Origin of the sequence: Stutzerimonas stutzeri, assembly GCF_024448985.1 — a bacterium.
GTDB classification, from domain to species: Bacteria; Pseudomonadota; Gammaproteobacteria; order Pseudomonadales; family Pseudomonadaceae; genus Stutzerimonas; species Stutzerimonas stutzeri_AP.
On the sequence record NZ_JAMOII010000004.1, the window covers coordinates 51,339 to 72,861 of the forward strand.

18 protein-coding genes and 1 riboswitch are annotated in these 21,523 nt (G+C 59.4%); of the genes, 6 read left to right on the forward strand and 12 right to left on the reverse strand.

Going from position 1 to position 21,523, the window contains the following annotated elements:
- The first annotated feature begins 205 nt into the window (after positions 1–205).
- A complete protein-coding gene (locus NA647_RS07585; RefSeq protein WP_256057125.1) occupies positions 206–946 on the forward strand; it encodes an RsiV family protein in 741 nt (246 codons plus the stop codon).
- Here the strand turns inward: NA647_RS07585 and cytX are convergent.
- Positions 912–2,213 carry a putative hydroxymethylpyrimidine transporter CytX gene (cytX, locus tag NA647_RS07590; protein ID WP_256057126.1) on the reverse strand — a complete coding sequence of 434 codons (1,302 nt, stop codon included), beginning with the start codon at positions 2,211–2,213 and terminating at the stop codon, positions 912–914. The genes NA647_RS07585 and cytX overlap by 35 nt on opposite strands.
- 440 nt (positions 2,214–2,653) lie before the next feature.
- Positions 2,654–4,534, reverse strand: coding sequence for a phosphomethylpyrimidine synthase ThiC (thiC, locus tag NA647_RS07595; RefSeq protein WP_272889601.1), 1,881 nt, complete (start codon positions 4,532–4,534; stop codon positions 2,654–2,656).
- Positions 4,535–4,636: 102 nt separating this feature from the next.
- Positions 4,637–4,743, reverse strand: a riboswitch (TPP riboswitch).
- Between the two features lie 197 nt (positions 4,744–4,940).
- Here thiC and NA647_RS07600 point away from each other — a divergent pair.
- A complete protein-coding gene (locus NA647_RS07600) occupies positions 4,941–6,380 on the forward strand; it encodes a TolC family outer membrane protein (protein ID WP_256057127.1) in 1,440 nt (479 codons plus the stop codon).
- 42 nt (positions 6,381–6,422) lie between these two features.
- Here the strand turns inward: NA647_RS07600 and waaA are convergent, their stop codons facing one another.
- Entirely contained in the window at positions 6,423–7,688 is a 1,266-nt protein-coding gene (gene waaA, locus NA647_RS07605) for a lipid IV(A) 3-deoxy-D-manno-octulosonic acid transferase (RefSeq protein WP_256057128.1), read from the reverse strand.
- Between the two features lie 266 nt (positions 7,689–7,954).
- Here waaA and NA647_RS07610 point away from each other — a divergent pair, with 266 nt between their 5' ends.
- Genes NA647_RS07610 through NA647_RS07620 form a run of 3 tightly spaced genes read left to right on the forward strand, consistent with a single transcriptional unit; the run spans position 7,955 to position 10,864 of the window.
- Positions 7,955–9,127, forward strand: a complete 1,173-nt coding sequence (locus NA647_RS07610) for an NAD(P)/FAD-dependent oxidoreductase (protein ID WP_256057129.1) — start codon at positions 7,955–7,957, stop codon at positions 9,125–9,127.
- Positions 9,127–9,939, forward strand: a complete 813-nt coding sequence (locus NA647_RS07615; RefSeq protein ID WP_272889602.1) for an aldo/keto reductase — start codon at positions 9,127–9,129, stop codon at positions 9,937–9,939. Before NA647_RS07610 ends, NA647_RS07615 begins: the two co-directional genes overlap by 1 nt.
- Before the next feature lie 37 nt (positions 9,940–9,976).
- On the forward strand, positions 9,977–10,864 hold the full coding sequence (locus NA647_RS07620) for a metal ABC transporter ATPase (protein ID WP_256057130.1): 888 nt from the start codon (positions 9,977–9,979) through the stop codon (positions 10,862–10,864).
- A gap of 172 nt (positions 10,865–11,036) precedes the next feature.
- On the opposite strand, the gene hldE is transcribed toward NA647_RS07620, so the two are convergent.
- Positions 11,037–12,458 (reverse strand): bifunctional D-glycero-beta-D-manno-heptose-7-phosphate kinase/D-glycero-beta-D-manno-heptose 1-phosphate adenylyltransferase HldE, encoded by a 1,422-nt coding sequence (gene hldE, locus NA647_RS07625; protein ID WP_256057131.1) that lies wholly within the window; start codon positions 12,456–12,458, stop codon positions 11,037–11,039.
- 185 nt (positions 12,459–12,643) lie between these two features.
- Complete coding sequence (msbA, locus tag NA647_RS07630) at positions 12,644–14,449, reverse strand: lipid A export permease/ATP-binding protein MsbA (RefSeq protein ID WP_256057132.1); 1,806 nt, start codon at positions 14,447–14,449, stop codon at positions 12,644–12,646.
- A gap of 33 nt (positions 14,450–14,482) precedes the next feature.
- Here msbA and NA647_RS07635 point away from each other — a divergent pair, with 33 nt between their 5' ends.
- A complete protein-coding gene (locus tag NA647_RS07635; protein ID WP_256057133.1) occupies positions 14,483–15,091 on the forward strand; it encodes a phosphotransferase in 609 nt (202 codons plus the stop codon).
- Here the strand turns inward: NA647_RS07635 and NA647_RS07640 are convergent.
- From NA647_RS07640 to pseG, 7 genes are read right to left on the reverse strand one after another with little or no spacing between them, the layout of a single operon-like run.
- Positions 15,067–16,242, reverse strand: coding sequence for a hypothetical protein (locus NA647_RS07640; protein ID WP_256057134.1), 1,176 nt, complete (start codon positions 16,240–16,242; stop codon positions 15,067–15,069). The two genes, NA647_RS07635 and NA647_RS07640, sit on opposite strands and share 25 nt — an antisense overlap.
- Positions 16,243–16,250: 8 nt before the next feature.
- Positions 16,251–17,054 carry a polysaccharide pyruvyl transferase family protein gene (locus NA647_RS07645; RefSeq protein WP_256057135.1) on the reverse strand — a complete coding sequence of 268 codons (804 nt, stop codon included), beginning with the start codon at positions 17,052–17,054 and terminating at the stop codon, positions 16,251–16,253.
- Position 17,055: 1 nt separating this feature from the next.
- Complete coding sequence (locus NA647_RS07650; RefSeq protein WP_256057136.1) at positions 17,056–18,027, reverse strand: glycosyltransferase family protein; 972 nt, start codon at positions 18,025–18,027, stop codon at positions 17,056–17,058.
- 6 nt (positions 18,028–18,033) lie between these two features.
- Positions 18,034–18,786, reverse strand: a complete 753-nt coding sequence (locus NA647_RS07655; RefSeq protein ID WP_256057137.1) for a hypothetical protein — start codon at positions 18,784–18,786, stop codon at positions 18,034–18,036.
- A gap of 19 nt (positions 18,787–18,805) precedes the next feature.
- Positions 18,806–19,879: a pseudaminic acid synthase gene (gene pseI / locus NA647_RS07660; protein ID WP_256057138.1), complete on the reverse strand. Its 1,074-nt coding sequence runs from the start codon at positions 19,877–19,879 to the stop codon at positions 18,806–18,808.
- A gap of 11 nt (positions 19,880–19,890) precedes the next feature.
- On the reverse strand, positions 19,891–20,406 hold the full coding sequence (gene pseH, locus NA647_RS07665) for a UDP-4-amino-4,6-dideoxy-N-acetyl-beta-L-altrosamine N-acetyltransferase (protein ID WP_336604946.1): 516 nt from the start codon (positions 20,404–20,406) through the stop codon (positions 19,891–19,893).
- Position 20,407: 1 nt separating this feature from the next.
- Positions 20,408–21,523, reverse strand: a complete 1,116-nt coding sequence (gene pseG, locus NA647_RS07670; protein ID WP_103456097.1) for a UDP-2,4-diacetamido-2,4,6-trideoxy-beta-L-altropyranose hydrolase — start codon at positions 21,521–21,523, stop codon at positions 20,408–20,410.

Below are 21,523 nucleotides of genomic sequence, written 5' to 3' on the forward strand. Positions count from 1 at the left end.
ATATCGGATTGTCCAGCGCCAGCCTGGCGCCAGAAGACTACAACCGTCACGGCGTGAGCGGTCTCTCTGTTGTCATCCTAGCGCGCCGTTTATTCAGGCGCAGCCCTTTGCAGACCGCTCGCACGCGGAAAAATTACCAAATGCCCAGTTACGAACTTCACAACCCGCCGGTACTCGAAACCGCACTGCAGCCAACACAAGAGCCATGAACCCATTGAAGCCTTTTCGCCACGTCTTCGTATTGACCGTTCTTAGCCTGCTACTCAGCGCCTGTCAGCATTTTCGGAGCGAGCCACCCGTCGAGGTTCGGCAGATCGTCAGCGAGCAGCGCCCCGCCGGTTGCCCCGAGCAGGACGATCGCTGCCCACTGGTCAACATCGACACCCTGTTGTTCGCCGACGAGCCGGCATTGAACGCGCTGATCGATCAGCGGTTGCGCAGGATGACGATCAACAGCCCGGACGCGCAGATTCCAGCGACCCTGGAGCTGTACCAGGATGACTTCTTGCTTAGCGCGGAGCGCAGCTGGAGCAGCTATCTGCAGGCCAAGCTGCGAGAACAGCATGGCTCGCTGCTTGTGGTCGAGCTGTCGAGCTATCTGTATACCGGGGGCGCCCATGGCATGCCCGGTCGCGGATTCATCAACTATGATCGGGAGCAGGACCGCGAACTGGAATTGGCAGACGTTCTGCTTCCCGGCAAAGAAGGCGCTTTCTGGCGCGCCGCCGCGAAAGCGCATCAGCAGTGGCTGCTGGCGAACGAGCACGATGTCGAGTTTTCTCGCCAATGGCCGTTCCAGCGAACCGCGAATGTCGCCCTGCTAAGCGACAAAGTGCTGCTCAAATATGACGTCTACAGTATCGCGCCCTATTCGAGCGGCCATCCAGAACTGGAAATTTCCTACTCCGAACTCAGCGCGATTCTGAAACCGCAATACCTGCCGTAGCGCGACCGAGTCGGCTCAGCACAAGCAGCAGCCCGCCGGAGAGAAATAGCGCCGGCAGGCTGGCACCGATTTCCGGCCAGGCACTGGCGAGCACGTGGTAAGTAGCCGCTCCGCAGCCCCAGGCCAACAGGGTTTCCCAGCGCAGACCGGCAGCCGGAGCGGCCAAGCGGCCTCGACGCCGAAGAATGAAATGATCGACCAGCACTACGCCGAACAACGGCGCGAATACCGAGCCGATCAACAACAGGAAATTCTGATACTCAGCGAGCGGCGCGAACCAGGCGATAAGCGTGCAGACCGCACCGATCGCCAGCGCCAGGTGTTCGACCTTGAGCGGCAACAGGACGCCGACCGAAACCGCAGCCGAATGGATGTCGGCAAAGGCGTTTTCAGACTCGTCGAGCAGTATCAGCAATAGCGGAATACCCAGTCCTGCGCCGGCCAACGCCAGCAACAATGCGTTGACTTCACCGCTGTTGGCAAACGCCAGGGTGTAAGCAACACCGAGACTCATCAGCCAGAAGTTGCCGGCAAAGAACCCCAGCGCCGTGCCGCGGAAAACACGCACAGCCGCGCGGCCGAAGCGCGAGTAATCGGCAATGAGCGGCAACCAGGAGAGCGGCATGGCAATGGCAATATCGAATCCCAAGGCAAAGGGCAGCGAACCGTCGCCCTTACGCGCCCAGAGCGCGGCCAAATCGGCCTTGTCGAATAGGTTCCAAGTCAGCCAGACACAGGCGCCGAGCAGCAGCCAGATGCCCCATTTGCGCAATATCCGACGCACGAAGGTCAGAGGGCCGGTGACGGCCAACAGCGTGGCGAGGCCGCCGAAGAACAAAGTCCACAATGCTGGACTGTTCAGCAGGCTGCCTTCGCCGAATGCGCGAGTCGCCAGCACGCTGGCTGCATCACGCATGACGATAATTTCGAACGCACCCCAGCCGACCAGCTGAACGAGGTTCAACGACGCCGGTAGCACCGCACCGCGACTGCCCAGCGTGAGCTTCAGGGCAGCCATCGATGACAGGCCGGTATCGGTGCCAATCACCGCGACCGCCCCTAGCAGCAACACGCCGACCGCGCTTCCGCAGGCGATTGCCAGCAGCGCGCCACTCATACCCAGCCCCGGCGCCAGCAAAGCACCCAGCTGCAGCACCATCAGGCCGACGCCTAGGGAGAACCACAGGGAAAACATGTCACGACCGCCGAACACACGGTGTTCAGGGGCAACGCTTTGATGGGGGGAATAACGGCCAGGCGTGTTCACGGATGGAATTCTCAAAGGATCGTTGATGACCTGGCGGGTAAATTCACCCAGCCAGGCAAGCGAAAAAATCGTTGCCGTGCAGGAGCGAGCTTGCTCGCGAAGCCTTACTGCGCGGAGCTTTCAAGCTGTTCGCGAGCGAGCTCGCGCCTACGACATGCAGATTGATCAGTCCCACGCTCTGCGTGGGACTGCCTATCGCGGACACTCCAGCGCCCTCCGTGACGCTGGAGCGTCGTGTCCCTATCTCGGAGCTATGCCGCTGTCCGGCACAAAATCGTAGGAGCGAGCTTGCTCGCGAAGCTTGATTGCGCCGAACGATCAAGTCTGTTCGCGAGCAAGCTCGCTCCTACGACCAGCAGATCGGGGGCGGTTCGCAGGGGGCGTACAACGCACCCTGCGCTTTCGTCCGGCCTCCAGCCTTCAGCGCTTTTCTACTTCTTTTAAACCTGCCTGTAGATCACCGAACCCTCATCCTTGAAGCGCTCGGCCTGTTCGGCAAAGCCTGCCTCGATGGCTTTCTGCTCGTCGGTCAGGCCGTTCTCCGCAGCGTACTCGCGCACCTCCTGGGTGATCTTCATCGAGCAGAACTTCGGCCCGCACATGGAACAGAAGTGCGCGACCTTGGCCGAATCCTTAGGCAGGGTTTCGTCATGGAAAGCACGCGCAGTGTCCGGGTCCAGGCCCAGGTTGAACTGATCTTCCCAGCGGAATTCGAAACGTGCCTTGGACAGGGCATTGTCGCGGATCTGCGCGCCAGGATGGCCCTTGGCGAGGTCGGCGGCATGCGCGGCGATCTTGTAGGTGATGATGCCGGTCTTGACATCATCCTTGTTCGGCAGGCCCAGGTGCTCCTTGGGCGTGACGTAGCAGAGCATGGCGCAGCCGAACCAGCCGATCATGGCGGCGCCGATGCCGCTAGTGATGTGATCGTAGCCTGGCGCGATGTCAGTGGTCAGCGGGCCGAGGGTATAGAACGGCGCCTCGTCGCAGCATTCGAGCTGCTTGTCCATGTTCTCCTTGATCAGGTGCATGGGCACGTGGCCGGGACCTTCGATCATGCACTGCACGTCGTGCTTCCAGGCGATCTTGGTCAGTTCGCCGAGGGTTTCCAGCTCACCGAATTGTGCAGCGTCGTTGGCGTCGGCGATGGAGCCCGGACGCAGGCCGTCGCCCAGCGAGAAGCTGACGTCGTAGGCCTTCATGATTTCGCAGATGTCTTCGAAGTGGGTGTAGAGGAAGTTTTCCTGGTGATGCGCCAGGCACCACTTGGCCATGATCGAGCCGCCGCGCGAAACGATGCCCGTGACGCGCTTGGCGGTCAGCGGCACATAGCGCAACAGCACGCCAGCGTGGATGGTGAAGTAATCCACGCCCTGCTCCGCCTGTTCGATCAGGGTGTCGCGGAACAGCTCCCAGGTCAGGTCCTCGGCGACGCCATTGACCTTCTCCAGCGCCTGGTAGATCGGCACCGTGCCGATCGGCACAGGCGAGTTGCGGATGATCCACTCGCGGGTCTCGTGGATATGCTTGCCAGTGGACAGGTCCATCACCGTATCCGAGCCCCAGCGGATGCCCCAGGTCAGCTTGGCGACTTCTTCCTCGATGCTCGATCCCAGCGCCGAGTTGCCAATGTTGCCGTTGATCTTCACCAGGAAGTTGCGGCCGATGATCATCGGCTCAAGCTCGGTGTGGTTGATGTTGGCGGGGATGATGGCGCGACCGCGCGCCACTTCGTCACGCACGAACTCAGGCGTGATTTCCCTGGGAATGCTGGCGCCGAAGCTCTGACCCGCGTGCTGCTGATCCAGCAGGCCGGCGGCACGGTGCTCCTGCAGCTTCATATTCTCGCGGATGGCGATGAATTCCATCTCGGGTGTGATGATGCCCTGCCGCGCATAGTGCATCTGGCTGACGTTCTTGCCCGGCTTGGCACGGCGCGGGTTGCGCACGTGAGCAAAGCGCATGGCAGTCAGCTCGGCATCGTCCAGGCGACGCTGGCCAAATTCGGAGCTCAGCCCCGGCAGCTTTTCGGTATCGCCGCGATCCTCGATCCAGGAGCTGCGCACGTCGGCCAGGCCCTTGCGCACGTCAATCTGCACATTGGGATCGGTGTAAGGACCGGAGGTGTCATAGACGGTGACCGGGGCGTTGATCTCGCCGCCGAACGCAGTAGGTGTCACGTCGAGACTGATCTCGCGCATCGGCACGCGAATGTCCGGACGCGAGCCCTGCACGTAGATTTTCTGCGAACGGGGAAAAGGCTGGATCGACTGCTGGTCGACCTGGGCGGACTCACTGAGATGTTGTTGTTCTGCACGCATCAGACTGGCTCCTCGATAGTTGTCGGAGCGAACCTGAAAAACACGGCGGGAAAAGGGCATCGGGGTGCGCCGGGATTGGCGCCGAGAGACTCGCTGGAGAACTGGCGAGCACATCTTGTTCCCTACGCAGGCCTTAACCTGATCAGGTTCAACGGGATCCGGAACTTTCCGATCTCAGCCTTCGCTTCAAGGCACCCCGACAAGAACGCGACCGAGTCTAAACAAGAGTCCGGAGGAAAGCCACGCCGAGCCGCGAATGTCGCGACCGCCGGGTCACATTTGCCACATCTCACCGAGCCTGCCAGACCGCCCATAGCGGGCAGGCGGAGGGCGCCGCCAAGCCGCTTGACCGGCCGCAAGACCGCGCATAGCCTTGCCCATCACTCCGCTTCAGGGAAAGACGCACATGCTGCGTAGACTCACGCTGGCACTGACCATGGCCGCCTCGTCGGGCCTGGTTTGGGCCGAGACCGCGCCTCCGCTCTCCAATCGCACCGATCTGGTGAGCGTGTACCGCCAGGCCGTGGAGAACAATGCCGATCTCGCGGCGGCGCGCGCCCAGTTCAAGGCGATTCAGGAAGTCGTACCGCAGGCTCGTGCCGGCTTGCTACCGAATCTCAGCGCGGGCGCGGAGATGAGCAATACCCGCACCGATGTCGACACCGACATCGGCTCACGCTCTCTGTCGCGCAGTGGCACCGTCTATCAGGCCACCCTGAGCCAGCCGATCTTCCGCGCCGAGCGTTGGTTCCAGCTGCAAGCGGCCGAAGCCATCAGCGAGCAGGCAGCGCTGGAGTATTCCATTGCCGAGCAGGACCTGATCCGCCTGACCGCTCAGGGCTATTTCGCGGTACTGCGTGCACAGGATAATCTCGCCGCCGCCAAGGCCGAGGAATCGGCTTTCAAGCGGCAGCTTGACCAGGCCGACGAACGCTTCGAAGTGGGCCTTTCCGATCGCACCGACGTGCTCGAAGCCCAGGCCGGCTTCGATACCGCGCGGGCCAACAGGATGATTGCCCAACGGCAGGTCGACGATGCCTTTCAGGCACTGTTCACGCTGACCAACCGCGAATACCTCGCACTGGAAGGTGTCGAGCACAGCCTACCAGTGCTGCCGCCCACCCCGAACGACGCCAGCGCCTGGGTCAACACCGCCACTCAGCAGAACCTGGATCTGCTGGCGATCAACCAGGCGGTAAACGCGGCCGAAGAAACCCTGCGCCAGCGCCGGGCCGGCCATGCACCGACAGTCGACGCCGTGGCGCGCTACAGCAGGGGTGACAACGACAGCCTGGGCTTCTCCAATACCGGCTCCATGGATATTCCGGGCTACACCGGTGACGTCGAACAGCGCAGCATTGGTTTGCAGCTGAACATTCCGCTGTACAGCGGCGGGCTGACCAGTTCCCAGCGGCGCGAGGCCTTTCATCAATTGACCCAGACCGAGCAGCAGCGCGAGAGCCTGCGCCGTCAGGTGGTCGAGTCCACCCGGAACCTGCATCGCGCGGTGAATACCGATGTAGAGCAGGTGCAGGCGCGCCGACAGTCAATCATTTCCAGCCAGAGTGCTTTGGAAGCGACCGACATCGGCTATCAGGTAGGTACACGCAATATCGTCGACGTGCTCGACGCTCAGCGCCGCCTGTTCGCTGCCGTGCGCGATTACAACAACGCCCGCTATGACTACATCCTCGACAGCCTGCGCCTGAAACAGGCCGCCGGCACACTCAACCCGGGTGATCTGGAGGATCTGCAGCGCCATCTTAAGGCGGACTACGATCCGGACAGCGACTTCCTGCCGCCGGATCTGTCTGAGAACTTCGGCCAGCCGGTACGCGTGGACTGACGAGCACCACCACAGCTATAGGCGGTTCAGCCGCCCTATTGGCTAAAGCAGCCGTCCTAGCCCTGCCAGCAGCCGCTCCAGCGCGCCCTGATTATTTCTCAGCACACGGCTGCCAGCGGCCCGAGCCTGTTCGACACTTGCCGGATTCGTCCATAACGTCTCGATTGCCGCCGCCAGCGCGGGGGCGCTGTCCACTTCCTTCAACGCGTCGGCATCACGCAGCTGCGCGGCGATATCGAGGAAATTAAACAGATGCGGGCCGGTCAGTACGGGTTTTCCCAACGCGGCGGGCTCAAGCAAATTGTGCCCGCCGGTAGGCACCAGACTGCCGCCAACGAAGGCCACATCGGCCAGCGCAAAGAGAAACAGCAACTCGCCCATGGTGTCGCCAAGCAGCACTTGCGTCTGGGCCTGGGGCGGCTCGCCGAGGGAGCGTCGGACGGTGGCGAAATCCTGTTTACGGCATAGCTCGTACACCGAGCCAAAACGCTCTGGATGACGCGGCACCAGAATCAACAGCGCGTCAGGATAGGTGATCAACAACTGCCGATGCGCCGCCAGCAGAATTTCGTCTTCGCCCGTGTGAGTGCTGGCGCCGATCCAGATCGGCCGCATCGTGGCACCCCATTGCTGGCGGAGCTGCGCGGCCTGCTCGGGCAGCGCCGGGTCGACGCTGAGGTCGAACTTGATCGAGCCGGTTACGTCTACGCAGGCATCGTGCGCGCCGAGCTGACGAAAACGCTCCGCCTCGGCTTCGGTCTGCACGGCGATCAGACTCAACTCGGCCAGCATCGGCGCGGTCAGCCGGGCGAGACGCGCATAGCCGCGTGCCGAGCGCTCGGACAACCGCGCATTGGCCAGCGCCACAGGAATACCGCGACGCGCGCACTGGTGGATATGGTTGGCCCACAGCTCGGTTTCCATCACCACAGCCAGTTTCGGCTGCAGTCGTTGCAAGAACCGTGAAGCCGCCCAAGGCAGATCGTAAGGCAAGTAGCAATGCTGCACCGTATCGCCAAATAGCGCCTTGATCCGCTCGGAGCCGGTCGGGGTCATGCAGGTGACGGTGATCGGCAAGTACGGATGACGATCTTTCAATGCACGGATCATCGGTGCGGCGGCAATGGTTTCGCCGACCGAGACAGCGTGCACCCAGATGCCATGCGGCTGGAATTCGGGTAGCCCAATAGCAAAGCGTTCGCCGATACGTTTCGAGTAGGCCGGTGCTTTGCGGGCACGCCAAAACAGGCGAACCACCACCAACGGCAAGGCAAGATGGAACAGCAGGGTATAGAGGGTTCGGTTCATGGCCGCGAAGTTTACTCGAAAGCTGCAAGCTGAAGCTGGTGGGCTGAAGCGGAGCGACCCGGCCCACCCTACTAGTTGAATTCAAGATTCGTTGGTAGACGTGCGTCGGGCAGCGTTCCGCGTCAGTTAGTAGGGTGGGCTTCAGCCCACCAGCAGCCAGCCCACAGCGTCTTGCCCCGCTCCAGCTTTCCAACCATGGCTGCTACGACTACGTCGACGGTTATACTGCCGGCCCGTAATTGCAGCTTTACAGGCGAGGTTTACAGATGCCCGACTCCTTGAGCACCGATGTCCTGATCGTAGGCGGTGGCGTTGCCGGTCTTTGGCTGAACGCGCGCCTGCGCCAACAAGGCTATTCGACGCTGCTGGTGGACAAAGGCGTGCTTGGCGGCGGGCAGAGCGTCAAATCCCAGGGGATCATCCACGGTGGCACCAAGTATGCGCTGAGTGGCGCGCTGACCGGTGCGTCGGAAGCCATCGCCGACATGCCCCGGCGCTGGCGTGAAGCACTCCAAGGCGGCGGCGAGCTGGATCTTTCCAGCGTGCGCGTGCTCTCCGATGCGCACTATCTTTGGTCGCCGGGCACTCTGACCGGCAATCTCACCAGCTTCTTCGCCAGCAAGGCGGTGCGCTCGCGGGTCGGCCAAGTCAAGGGCAGCGAGCTGCCGCCAGCACTGCAGGACCCCGGTTTCAAGGGCAAGGTTTATCGGCTCAGCGAACTGGTGCTGGACGTGCCGAGCCTGATCCAGCGTCTGGCGGAGCTCGCCGGCCCCGGCCTGTTGAAGGCCGACCGGCTCGAGCCGCTACGGGAGAACGGTGAACTGACCGGCCTGATCGCCGATGGTCGCGCCATCACCGCGCAGCGCATCGTCCTGACTGCCGGCGCGGGCAACGCCGAGCTGCTGGAGGCGTTGGGTCTTGCGCAACCGGCGATGCAAAAGCGCCCGTTGCATATGGTCATCGTCAAGGCGGCGACGCTCAAGCCGCTCTATGCGCACTGCCTGGGAGGCGGCTCCAAACCGCGCATCACCGTGACCAGCCATCCGGCTGCCGACGGCGAATGGATCTGGTATCTGGGCGGCGATCTGGCCGAGGCCAATGGCGTCGCGCGTGACGAGGCGGCGCAAGTTGCTGCGGCAAAAAAGGAGCTGGCGGAATTAGTGCCCTGGATCGACCTGTCCGCGGCGAAGTGGACGACGCTGCGTATCGACCGGGCCGAGCCGGCTCAATCAGCGCTGGCCAGACCGGACAACGCCTTCCTCGCCGAACAGGGCCGGCTGCTGGTTGGCTGGCCGACGAAATTGGCGCTATCTCCCGATTTCGCTGACCGCGTCGAAGCTGCCTTGACCCGCGACGGCATCCATCCTCAATCGCATCCGCCGCTACCCGAACTGCCACGCCCCGCAGTTACTGCGCCCTTCTGGGAGGGTTTGCTCTGATGGCGACAACATTGCACGAGCTGCATCGTCCTCTTGGCAGCACTGGACTCAGCGTGTCGCCGCTGGGCCTGGGCACGGTCAAGCTGGGTCGCGACCAGGGCGTCAAATACCCCAACGGCTTTCGCATTCCGGATGATGAGCAGGCGCGCCAACTGATCGCGCTGGCTCGCGATCTGGGCATCAACTTGATCGACACCGCGCCCGCCTACGGGCTTAGCGAACAGCGTCTGGGGCCTTTATTGCAGGGCCAACGAGACCATTGGGTTGTGGTCAGCAAAGTCGGCGAGGAGTTCGTCGATGGCCAATCGCACTTCGATTTCTCGCCGGGCCATACCCGACATTCAGTCGAGCGCAGCCTTCAGCGGCTGCGGACCGACCGCATCGATCTGGTCCTGGTGCATTCGGACGGGCGCGACCTGGAAATTCTCCAGCACAGCGGCGTCTACGAGACCCTCGCCGACCTCAAGCGCGAGGGCAAGATTCTCGGTTACGGCCTTTCCGGCAAAACCGTCGAAGGCGGTCTGTTCGCGCTCGAACAGGGCGACTGCGCGATGGTGACCTACAACCTCAACGAGCAGAACGAGCGGCCTGTACTGGACTACGCTCAGTCACACGCCAAGGGCGTCCTGGTAAAAAAAGCGCTGGCCAGCGGTCACGTCTGCCTGAAAGCAGGCGAAGATCCGGTGCGTGCGAGCTTCGAGCTGCTTTTCGCGCATCCAGGCGTTGGCGCCGCCATCATCGGCACCATAAACCCGCAACACTTGTCAGATAACGTGCTTACCGCCGCATCCGTTTTATCACAACAACAATAATTACGGCCCAACGGCCGCCTAGCCCAGGAGGTGCCGAATGCCGCGTGTGCTGATCCGCAAGAACCCGAGCGCCTTCAAGACTCTACCACTGCTCGTCGAGGCCAGCCCCGAATGCCTGCGCTACCAGAGCCTTGGGCGGCCACTCAGTTTCAGCGAGATGCTTGAGCGCCGCCGCCCGGTGGTTGTCGATGATCCGACCCGCTTCAAACTCGAACTGGCAAACCTCGGTGTGTCGGTCCGCCTGACGCTATGCTGGCAGGGACGGGAGTATTGGGTGCTGGTGCGCCAGCAACGTCAGGACCGTGGCGACGTCGTGCTCAAATTGATTTCCGGTTACGTACCAGCCCACGAACTCAGCCTACCGCTGCTGACCGCGATCCACGAAGTCGCCGAAGAATGTCTGCTGGAAACACCCGAAGGCTGGCTCGCCGGGCGCTTTGGCGATACCTGGCTGCCAACCCCCTACCAAAGCAGCCTGCGTTATCGTGAGGCGGTGCATTTCAATCTGGCGTCGTTGTCCGGATCGGCCAAGCCGGTGCAATGCGGCCAGATGACCTTGATGGAACGCCCGCGGGCCTACGTCCATCTGCCAACCGCTTCCCTGCAACTGATCTACGACATGCGCCTCGATCTGCCGAAGGAAACCCGCGAGCTCAGCCTGTTTCATGTCGACGAGCGGCTCGAGGGCGAAGAGCTGGTCGCTCAACTGGATCGTAGTCGGCCTGACCTCTATCTGATCCCGTTGCATGAGGGCCAGCCACAGGATCAGCTCCTGCAGCTGCGCAATGGCCAGATCAGCACCCTAAGCATGCGTGGGCTGTGGCTAGCGGAGAGTTTCGCGCAGCAGGAGGGCTGGGTGGTTCGCGACGAGCGCATCCGCTGGAGGCAATGGTGGGCGGCGAGGCCCGCGGCCGTGACGCGCTGAGAGACCCGCCAATTTGAAGGAGCAGGCCATGCCTGCGAACAAACGCCACATCCGACGCGGAACTCTTCGTGGGCATGTCAACGCAGGAACAGTACGAGCTCACTCTACCGTTCGAACCGGAGCACGACCGTAGCGCTTTGTGCGTAGCTACGCTCGGCCGTTTACAACCCCTCTAGGCCTTGCGAATCCTCTCGACGATCGCCGTGGTCGAGCTGTTCTCGACCAGCCCCAGCACCTTCACCACACCGCCATAAGCCTTGACCAGATCCGCCCCGACCACCTGATCGACGCCGTAGTCGCCGCCCTTTACCAACACGTCCGGCCTGACCTCAGCGAGCAGATTTTCCGGCGTGTCTTCGGCGAAGCAAACGACCCAGTCGACAGCACCGAGGCCTGCCAGCACAGCCATGCGCCGGTCGACCGAATTGATCGGCCGGCCCGGCCCCTTCAGGCGACTCACCGAGCCGTCGTCATTGACCGCGACCACCAGCCGATCGCCCTGCGCGCGGGCCTGTTCCAGGTAGGTCACATGGCCAGCGTGCAAAATGTCGAAGCAGCCGTTGGTAAAGACGATCTTTTCACCTTCGGCGCGGGCATCTTCTATTGCGGTGAGCAGTTGCTCGAGCGTCATCACCCCGCGCTCGGATCCCTCCTCGCGCTGCACGGCACGGCGCAGTTCAGGCGCACTGATGCAGGCGGTGCCCAGCTTGCCAACCACGATGCCCGCGGCCAGATTAGCCAATGCCACGGCCTGTGGCAGTTCCTCCCCTGCCGCGATGGCGGCCGCCAGGGTCGAAATGACGGTATCGCCAGCGCCAGTGACGTCGAACACCTCACGTGCACGCGCCGGCAAATGCAACGGGGAGTGCTCCGGACGCAACAGCGTCATGCCATGTTCGCCGCGGGTGACGAGCAAAGCATCAAGCTCCAGCTGCTGCATGAGTTCAGCGCCCTTGGCCACCAGTTCGGCTTCATCAGCGCATCGCCCGACGATGGCCTCGAACTCGCCGAGATTCGGCGTAATCAGCGAGGCGCCACGATAGATCTCGAAATCCTTGCCCTTGGGATCAGCCAGTACCGGAATGCCACGGCGGCGTGCAGCCTCAATCAGCGCCTGATGATTCTTCAGCGCGCCCTTGCCGTAATCGGACAGCACCAGCACTTTGACGCCAACCAGCAATCCTTCGACGTCCTCGAGCAACGCCTCAGCATCGGTTTCGAAGGCTTCCTCGAAGTCCATGCGCAGCAGTTGTTGGTGGCGACTCATCACCCGCAGCTTGACGATAGTCGGCTGATGCCCGATGCGCTGGAAATGCGCTTGCACACCGGCTGCGGCCAGACTGTCGGCCAGGCTTTGGCACGCTTCATCCTCACCGGTCACCCCCACCAACGCAGCCGGAGCGCCCAGCGCCGCGATGTTCAGCGCGACGTTTGCCGCACCACCGGGACGATCCTCGATCTGCTCGACCTTGACCACCGGCACCGGCGCCTCCGGCGAAATCCGCGACGTGCCACCATGCCAGTAACGGTCGAGCATGACATCGCCCACTACCAGAACGGGGGCTTGGTCGAAACGGGGCATGGACAGCTTCATGAGGGCTCCGGGGCGGAAGAAAAAACGCTGCAAAGCATAGCAGCATGGGACTGGCGAATTCTTGCCGTAAACACAGGGAGAGCATGGCGATCGCAGAGAGTTACGGACCTGCGGCGCTGTGAAACCGACCGAACCTGACAGGCCGTGCGTTCATCATTCTGCGTTTTCGCCGTTCGCCGCTCGGCCTAGGCCTCACCCTCATCCTTGAACTGTGTTGCGTGCAACCTGGCATAGGCACCATTGGCCACAAGCAATTCAGCGTGCGTACCACGCTCGACGATACGCCCCTGCTCCATCACCAAAATGAGATCAGCCTTTTCGATAGTACTCAGGCGGTGCGCGATCACCAGCGTGGTGCGCCCCGTCATCGCATGATCCAGCGCGCCCTGGATGTGACGCTCGGATTCGGTGTCCAGCGCAGAGGTCGCCTCGTCCAGAATCAATACCGGCGCGTTCTTCAACAGCGCACGGGCGATGGCCAGACGCTGTCGTTGACCGCCGGAAAGCAGCACGCCATTTTCTCCGACCTGGGTCTGGTAACCCTCAGGCATCTGCTCAATAAATTCATCGGCGTAGGCGTCGCGGGCCGCACGCTGGATATCTTCCAGCGGTGCGCCGGCCAGATCGCCATACGCGATGTTATTGGCAACCGTGTCGTTAAACAGCGTGACCTGCTGTGTGACCAGGGCGATGTGCCGACGCAGGTTGCGTAGCCTGTAATCTGCGATCTCAACGCCATCCAGCAAGATCTTCCCTCGATCATGCTGGTAAAACCTAGGAATCAGGTTTGCCAGCGTCGACTTGCCGCTGCCCGAACGGCCAACCAGCGCCACCATCTGCCCTGGCTCGACCGTGAAGCTGATATCGTGCAACACCTGTTTGTCAGTGCCTGGATAGACGAAACTCAGGTTACTGACGTCGAGACGCCCCTTGACCCGATCACGCTCAAGCGTACCGCTATCGATTTCCTGGGCCTCGTCCAACTGTTCGAAAATGCTCTCTGCACCAGCCACACCCTTCTGAATCGTCGAACTGACTTCCGAAAGCTGCCGGATCGGTTTTGGCAACAGGCCCGCCAGCGTGATGTAGGCCACCAGATCGCCCGCCGACGCATCCCCGCGCAGCAACAGAACCAAGAACATCAGGAGCGCCATCGCACTGTAGATCACCAACTGCAGAGTTGGCGTGTAAACCGCGTTGGTCTTGACCATGCGCAACTGCTTGGCGGTGTTATCCGTGCTGGCGCCGAAAAAGCGATGCTGCTCGTAAGTCTCGCCGCCGAAACTACGTACTACCCGGTAGCCCTGAATGGTTTCGGACGCGACATGGGTAACATCACCCATCGCGACCTGGATCTTCTTGCTCTGCTTGCGGAATTTCTTGCTGGCGCTGGAAACCATGACACCAATGACGGGAAGAATCGCCACCATCACCATGGTCAGCTTCCAGTTCATCCAGAGCAGCGTGCCGAACAGGAAAATGACGGTCATGCCCTCTCGCACCACCACCTTGATCGCATCGGTCGCCGCCCCGGTAACCATCGTCACGTTATAGGTGATACGCGAAATTAGATGGCCGGAGTTGTGGCTGTCGAAGTAGCGATTGGGCAGCGTCAGCAGGTTGTTGAACAGCGCGACGCGCAAGTCATGAACCAGGCCGAGGGAGACCTTGGCTAGAAAATAGTTACCGAGAAACGAGCCGATACCCTGCATCAACGCAATTAGCACGATCAACAACGGCACGGCTTGCAGCAGTTTCAACTCGGCCAGCCACCCCAGCTTTTTCAGATGGGGCACCTGGGCGAAAAAGCTGGTATCCGGGTTATTCAGCCCATCAACGAAAAACTTGAGGATGTAGCCCAGCATTGGCTGGGTGGAGGCGAAAAGGAGGAAGCCGAGAAGGCTGATTGCGAATAGCCCCCAATAGGGGAGCACGTAGCGCAGCAACCGCAGATACACCTTTACGCTGGATTGCTGGGTAGAATTGGCCATTCAGCGAGCCCTGTCAGACAGCTAGAGGAAAAGATGCGGATTGTATCAGCGCAGGAATTGGAAAGCTGGCTGGCCAGCGGCAAGGTGCTGGAGAAGGATTCCAGGGGCCCTAAGGTTGTCGTCTTAGCCAACGGCTTGTTCTTGAAAATATTCCATACTCGTCGCCAACCCTGGCTGGCGCGATTACGGCCCGCCGCCAAGCGTTTCGCCTATAACGCAAGGCACCTACGCCAAGCTGGCGTACCAGCTCCCGAGGTGGTGGAGCTGCTCTGGCTCGACCGCCAAGCAGGGCTCAGTGCCTGCATCTATCGCCCACTTCCCGGACAATCCATCGAACAACTGTACCGACAAGCCCCGCTGCAGGTAGAACAGCTACTACCTTCTTTAGCCAGCTTTATATATCAACTGCATCGGCAAGGTATCTACTTCCGCTCTCTGCACTTGGGAAATATTCTATTTCTCCCCGACGGCGGCCACGGCCTGATCGATGTCTTGGATTTGCAGTGCAAGCGACGCCCACTTAGTCCCTGGCTGGTGCAACGCAACATTAAGCATTTGAGGGATTACCTGAGCCGGCACAAACTGACGAATTTTCCAATCGACCGCCTAATTGCACATTATCGGAGCTGCGAGCGGGGTTGAGCACGGCGTAATAAAAGGTATTCACTTACCGCATTTTGCTGGCCATCCAACACGGCCATGAAAACAGGCAACCAGAAATAGATCCATAGCGGCTGCGGCGACGTCAGTACCCCATTGCTGGTTGTTAGTAGACTACCCCAGCCAAGCAGCGCCAATACGAGCCAGCGTGAGCGAGTACGCAACGCAACGCCTAGCCACAACAATGCGAATAGGCAGAACAACGCGCCACCTAACAGACCATTACGATAGAGAATGGCAAAGTAGCCGCTATGTGCATGCTCGAATCGACCCAAAAAGCGATATTCATCAACCCCGCAGCCGAAAAAGATGCTGCAATGATTCACCAGGCGCGACCAGGCATCCTGCCAAATTTCCAAGCGATAGCTGAAACCACGCCGCAGCAACAGCTCATCACCGCCCACGACGAGCAGCAGCCCCCCTAGAAGCAGCATCACCACCAATCCCAGCAAGACCATGCGCTGATAGAGCAAATAACCGATAAAAAACAGAGCGAAACCTACCAGCGTCGAGCGGGATTGAAAGACCGTCGCACACAGTAGAACGGCGCCGCCCAGCAATAGCAGCCCTACGGACAGAGCCAATGACGACCGCCGCTCAAGGTCTTCTGCCAGCCGGAATAGCCAGAGGAAGATCAGAGCATGACTAATGAGAAGTGAAAAATGTACCGGATTGATCGGTTCGCCAAGAAAGCGGCCGTAGCGCACCCATTTTCCGCTCTGCTGCCAGATCCATAGCCAATCGAGGAACACAAACACCAGAATGCCCAAACTGACCCAAGCACATACGCCGTAAACCGCATTCACATCCCAGCGACGGCCTTCCAACAGCAAACAACTGGAGAAAAAAAGCAATAGGTACAGCGCATTCTTCAGGCCGGCCGCATCGCCCGCATCCAGTGCTACCAATGCCACCAACAGAACCACCAGCCAGCCAAAAGGGCGGATCAGCAAGCTCAAGGATGCTGGTCGCAATAGCAACCACCCGAGACAGGGTAAGGCCAAGCCTGCATAGAAAATATTATTGGTCGCCTTGGAAGACAGCGGCAGATAAAACGCCAGACAGAACAATCCAAACAGCGCTGCGTACAAACAAGGGCCGTAACGCAGCCACTCTTTGCCAGCCCACGTCATTAGATACCTCAGAGATTTGGGAACGAACGCAGCAGACCGGCCTGCAAGTTGAACAAACCTGGCCGTTCATACTCGCCAATCAACTCAGCCACATCCTCTCGTTCAATGCACCGGAGGGCTGAAGCGTTTAGAGGCTCGGGCTCGTTCAGCGAAAAAGCGGAATAGTAATCAACGAATTTAAAGTCGGAAATCAATCCGTTAGACAGGCGGAGGCGCCGATTGGGCACCTCGAAGGCATCCGCCACGATTAGACCATGCATGCTAGAAGACAGCACAAAACTGCAGGACTGAATCGCTCGCAACACCTCTTCGACCGGCCAGAAAACATCTATTAACAACACACCTGGCAACTTCGACGCATCAATTATGGCGGGATGCTCACGATCAACATAATGCGGAATGATACCGACTCGGTGGGTCTTCGCAGGCTTAACACGGTCACCCCACCAGTGACCGGCCAACAAACCCGGATCACCTAGCGCAGGGCTATCACGCAAGCCAGCTACCTGTTCGCAGCTTTTAACGCCCCGTAATGCATGGTAGTAGTGCCGCGACGAGAAACTCAGACCCGGCGCATCCGTACCCGCTCCCCATACATGCAAGCGACGCGGCAAAAAGAAACGCCTGGCTTTACGCTCCCTCGGCAAGATCGAGCCTATAGCCATCATTTCGGCTCGGCTGATCGGCGTATACTCCACTTGCTTGCCCGCCAGCATCTCCACCAACAGCGGCGACAGATAGTCACCGAAATTACGCTGACTAGGGTCGCTACGCCCTTTTCCACGGCACCAGTAGAGCTTGATTGTCGTCATGTTAGGTTTTCAATCCATATCGTAAGCGCACCCATGCCCGCCGCCAGCAGCTCAACCCAGGCCAAGGGCGCATGGGCTCGGCAATCGTACGCGCCAAGTCTCGCCCAACACGAGCAAAAGAATAGCGTTCAACAGCAAACGCCTGGCCTGCCAGGGCGATACGCGCAACAAGATCTGGATCGGCTTTGAGCTGTCGAAGTTTCGCTACTGCCTCATCGGCTGAACGATAGAGCATAACGTTCTTACCATCTTCAAAGCCCATAGCAGAATCTTCTTTCGAACCTTGGCTCCACGCCAACAGCGCGCAACCACAGGCCATGGCTTCAAAATTCTTAACCATGTACTCGCCCATACCGACGTCGGCACTAACGAAGATACGTATACGATTGAGCGACTCTACATACTGCAACCCGGAGTCGGTGCGAGTGACCAGCAAATCGGTTTGCGTCGCTATTGACTCCAGCATTCTCCTTCGCTCTTGATAAGAGTGACCGTTCACGCTACCAAGAAAAGCAGCATCAATATCGCGCTTACGCCCCAGATCCATAATCAGCTTTTCGTCATAGCCCTTAGAAACGAAACGGGCATCGACCCCTTCGCTGCGCAAGCGCCTGGCCACGCCAGCCCCCGAACTGACCACCCGCGCCCAAGGTAACCTTTGGTAAAAGCGCGAATAGAGACCATGATATTTACTAGTAGGCATGTAATTCTGGCAAGCGTCATGCTCAATAAACACCAACCCAGGAACGCATCGTAAGACATCAACTTGGCACCGCAGCCTTTTGAGCCGGGAAAAGATCACAACACGGTCATAGGCGGGACTATTGTGCTTGCGCAACACATTGCCTAGACGCTTCTGCTCCGATTTGCTCAAGCGTACAATCTTGCACTCATCACTATTTATGCGAACGGACTCATAGAGGCGTTCGAGAATGATGCGCTGCTCATCCATTACAAGCATCAATATTTTCAAACCGGCTCACTCCCCTTGCACTCGAGCTAGCCGCTCACATTGAGCCCAGCTATCACTTTGCAAGGATGCTGACAGCGAGTCATCCAGCCGTCGAATACCATTCGCTTTATAAACGCTCCGAGCCCATCGCAAATCGACCCCTCTCACTATCCCAGGGATGCTAGAAAGCTCTAGACTTTTGGCTATACATAGTCTGTGAGTTCCGCCCCCACCTAAAATCAGCTCTCCAGATCGATCCACATAAAGCTTTATTTCATCATCTTTTTTCATTCCAAGCGCAGATCCTTCGCCAGCCAGTTGCGCTTGGGTTTTGTAACCCTCAGTTGATATTCGTCGATAGGCTTGCTCAAGAGATTGAAAATAGACGTCGATATCTTTGATAGTTCGGCACCAGTAACCTCCAAGCTGCTTAGCCGTAGCAGGGCCAGAAAGAACTGCCTTTAGCATAACCTCATACTGAGGCGTATCCTTGTAATTTTTTCCTTCCAAAAACATAAGACGAACTGTTTCAACAATCGCACTACGAGCCAGAGCAATATCTACCACGTCACTGTCAGCCCAACCTCTGTCAATACAGAACTGGGGAGAGCGCACCGAGACTTTATTTAAGCACCGCCTAACCTTTTGTGGATTGAAATAGATAAACTGCTGAGCTTTGCCCCCCGCAAGGTAACTCGCCTGCCTTTCAAATCCCGCGTGAACTATTACAGAATACTCGTATCGAAAATTATTGTACAAATCGCGCAGAGAACCCGACATCCTCAACCCCTTTGAAATTCTATTCAGCAAACGCTGATAAATCTAATACTTCCAAATTTACAGGCGTATTGGCTGAAACATCTCTCTTTACGCGACTGCCAAGTACTTGCTCAAGACATTTTGGGGGGGCTCCAAAACCGGGTCTTACACTGCGGACCGCATCGGCAGTAATAACTTCCCCGACCTTTAACGGCTTAACGAAATATAAAGAACGCCGAAACTGAGCATTGCTTTGCTCACTCGATTTTCGTCCATAGTCGATGCCACCCAGCGCAGCCCAGGCAGTTGCGCTGTCCCGACACAATGCCGCAAGATCTGTCGGCTCCAACGAAAAACTGTCGTCGGGACCGCCGCCGGTGCGGTCGAGAGTGAAATGCTTTTCTATAATAGAGGCGCCGAGGACTACGCTGGCTATTGCAGTTGTGTTGTCCAGCGTATGGTCCGACAGGCCCGTAACTAGTCCAAAACGCTGCATCATGTCGGGAATAGTACGCAGGTTGTAGTCTTCAGCCGGAGCCGGGTAGCCACTGACACAGTGTAGGATGGCCAGCTCCTTGCAGCCGCCTTCGCGGGCCGCATCAATAGCCTCCTGAATTTCTTCCGCATCGGCCATACCGGTAGAGATGATCATCGGCTTGCCGGTGCTGGCGGCGTATTTGATCAGCGGCAGGTCGACCGCCTCGAAGGAAGCAATCTTGTAGGCCGGCGAATTGAGGTCTTCCAGCAGATCGACGGCAGTACTGTCAAAGGGCGAACTGAAGATTGTTATACCAAGTTTGAGTGCATGCTCGAATAGCGGCTGATGCCACTCCCAGGGCATGTGAGCCTCTTGATAGAGCTGGTACAGGCTCTTTCCGTCCCACAGACCGCCATGAATTTGAAACTCTTCGGAATCGCAGTTCAGCGTAATGGTGTCGGCAGTGTAAGTCTGTAATTTGATTGCATCGGCACCGGCCTTTTTTGCCGCCTCGATGATCCGCAACGCGGTATCCAGCCTGCCGTTATGGTTAGCAGACAGCTCGGCGATGATATAAGGCGGCGTATCGCTGGCAATGCGGCGGCCGGCAATGCTGATATTGGGAATGTTCGACATGGTCATTTTTCTCAGAGGTTTGCCTGCCACTCGTTCGCAAGCAGGCCAAAACACACAACGTCGTGGTAGCTCAGCCCATCGAAATGGTGCTGGCGCAGGAGCCCTTCCTTTTGGAAGCCTAGAGTTTGATGAAAGCGGATGGAGCGCTCGTTGTAGATCATCGCCTGACCGCAGAGTTTGTGCATCGCCGCCTTCGTGAAGGCATAGCGCAACGCGGCCAGGCCCAGCTGCCGCCCGGTGCCCTTGGGTGCATCAGGAGCGGCATAGAAGCCCCATTCGCCTACCCCTCCGGGGGCGATCTGTTGGATTTTGACGAAACCGAACGGCATGGCGCCGCTTTCGAACACCAGCAGATGGAGCCCGGCGTCCCGCGAGGCTTTTTCGAACCAGCGAGCATGCTCTTCCAGCGAGATCTCGTGCTGGGTATACATATAGCGCCGGATGTCCGGATGATTGCGCCAAGCCAATACCTTTTCAAGATCGGCTGCGGTCATCGGTCGTACCCGCTGTTGAGGCACTAGGGTCACGTCAAGCCTCCAATAGCCGAGCGATAAGGTAAGCGCCCCGCCCCTCGACTATAGGCATAGCGAGCTGACTCATGGTCTGGAGGGATATGATAGGTTCGGTCAAGGCAGAAAGATGGATAGGCAGGAGCTCGGCAATGTCCTGACGTCGTTCAATGACCGACGCCGCTCCAGCCTTTTCGAGGCCTTGAGCGACCTGCCACTGATTGTTGGCCAGCACTATCATGATCGTCGGAAGGCCCAGGCAGCAACGCTCCCATGAGGTAGCGCCTGCTGCGCCGACCGCCAGATCGCTATCGGCCATCAGTTGCGCCATATCGTTCACGCCGACCAGAACCCGAGTTGGCCAGGGCATTTCCCGGGCTAGCTGCTTCACCTCGGACAGCCAGGGTGCGGTAGCGCCCATGACCACGGTGACTCGGCAGTCCGCGGGGAGCGGACAGACGCGTAGAGCCATCAGCACTTGCCCGGTGGCATTGTCCTTGTCGACACCGCCCATGGTGATCAGCAATTGACGCAGCTGCGGCCTGGCGCGCCGCTGCAGGCTGTAGGCGCGCAGAGCGGCGAATTCAGGACGCAACAGTGCATATTGCGAACCGCATAGCATTTGGCAATTGCTGGGCACCCATGCTTGGTAGTCCTTGGCATCACGGCCAAAGGTCTGGTCGAGCAGCAGGTCGCACGCGTGAGCCCTGTCAGCCAAGTCGTCGATAACCATCAGCCGTCGGCAATGTGCTCTGAGGAGCAGCTCCCAGCGGGCATCCAATGCGTAGTGATCGACGATTAACCAGTCCGGCTGCAGCTCGGCAAGAATGGGCGCGCAGGCCTCGGCATCTTCGTCCTGGGTGGCCCCGAGCCAATGACTGTGGACGGGGACCGGTTCATCGCCAATGGCAGTGAACTCAAGCGAGCTCGCTCCTGCAGATGCCGACGTTACCGGCAGGGCTTGGGCGGCATGCCCCTTGCTGCGAACTAAGTCAAGCAGGTTGCCTGGGTGCGCGCGGCAGATGAACACGCATGCCGCACCGCGGGCAGCAAGCGCATCGGCCAGGGTCAGACAACGCATCACATGGCCGCTACCCATTTGCAACGAAGCATCAACACGAAAAGCAACCTTCAT

Excerpts from the sequence above, each read along its gene's own strand:
- NA647_RS07600 (WP_256057127.1), top strand. The coding sequence starts at position 4,941 with ATGCTGCGTAGACTCACGCTGGCACTGACCATGGCCGCCTCGTCGGGC.
- NA647_RS07610 (WP_256057129.1), top strand. The coding sequence starts at position 7,955 with ATGCCCGACTCCTTGAGCACCGATGTCCTGATCGTAGGCGGTGGCGTT.
- NA647_RS07635 (WP_256057133.1), top strand. The coding sequence starts at position 14,483 with ATGCGGATTGTATCAGCGCAGGAATTGGAAAGCTGGCTGGCCAGCGGC.
- NA647_RS07615 (WP_272889602.1), top strand. The coding sequence starts at position 9,127 with ATGGCGACAACATTGCACGAGCTGCATCGTCCTCTTGGCAGCACTGGA.
- NA647_RS07655 (WP_256057137.1), bottom strand. The coding sequence starts at position 18,786 with ATGTCGGGTTCTCTGCGCGATTTGTACAATAATTTTCGATACGAGTAT.
- NA647_RS07585 (WP_256057125.1), top strand. The coding sequence starts at position 206 with ATGAACCCATTGAAGCCTTTTCGCCACGTCTTCGTATTGACCGTTCTT.
- pseI (WP_256057138.1), bottom strand. The coding sequence starts at position 19,879 with ATGTCGAACATTCCCAATATCAGCATTGCCGGCCGCCGCATTGCCAGC.
- thiC (WP_272889601.1), bottom strand. The coding sequence starts at position 4,534 with ATGCGTGCAGAACAACAACATCTCAGTGAGTCCGCCCAGGTCGACCAG.
- hldE (WP_256057131.1), bottom strand. The coding sequence starts at position 12,458 with ATGAAGCTGTCCATGCCCCGTTTCGACCAAGCCCCCGTTCTGGTAGTG.
- NA647_RS07640 (WP_256057134.1), bottom strand. The coding sequence starts at position 16,242 with ATGACGTGGGCTGGCAAAGAGTGGCTGCGTTACGGCCCTTGTTTGTAC.
- waaA (WP_256057128.1), bottom strand. The coding sequence starts at position 7,688 with ATGAACCGAACCCTCTATACCCTGCTGTTCCATCTTGCCTTGCCGTTG.
- pseG (WP_103456097.1), bottom strand. The coding sequence starts at position 21,523 with ATGAAGGTTGCTTTTCGTGTTGATGCTTCGTTGCAAATGGGTAGCGGC.
- NA647_RS07620 (WP_256057130.1), top strand. The coding sequence starts at position 9,977 with ATGCCGCGTGTGCTGATCCGCAAGAACCCGAGCGCCTTCAAGACTCTA.
- NA647_RS07645 (WP_256057135.1), bottom strand. The coding sequence starts at position 17,054 with ATGACGACAATCAAGCTCTACTGGTGCCGTGGAAAAGGGCGTAGCGAC.
- msbA (WP_256057132.1), bottom strand. The coding sequence starts at position 14,449 with ATGGCCAATTCTACCCAGCAATCCAGCGTAAAGGTGTATCTGCGGTTG.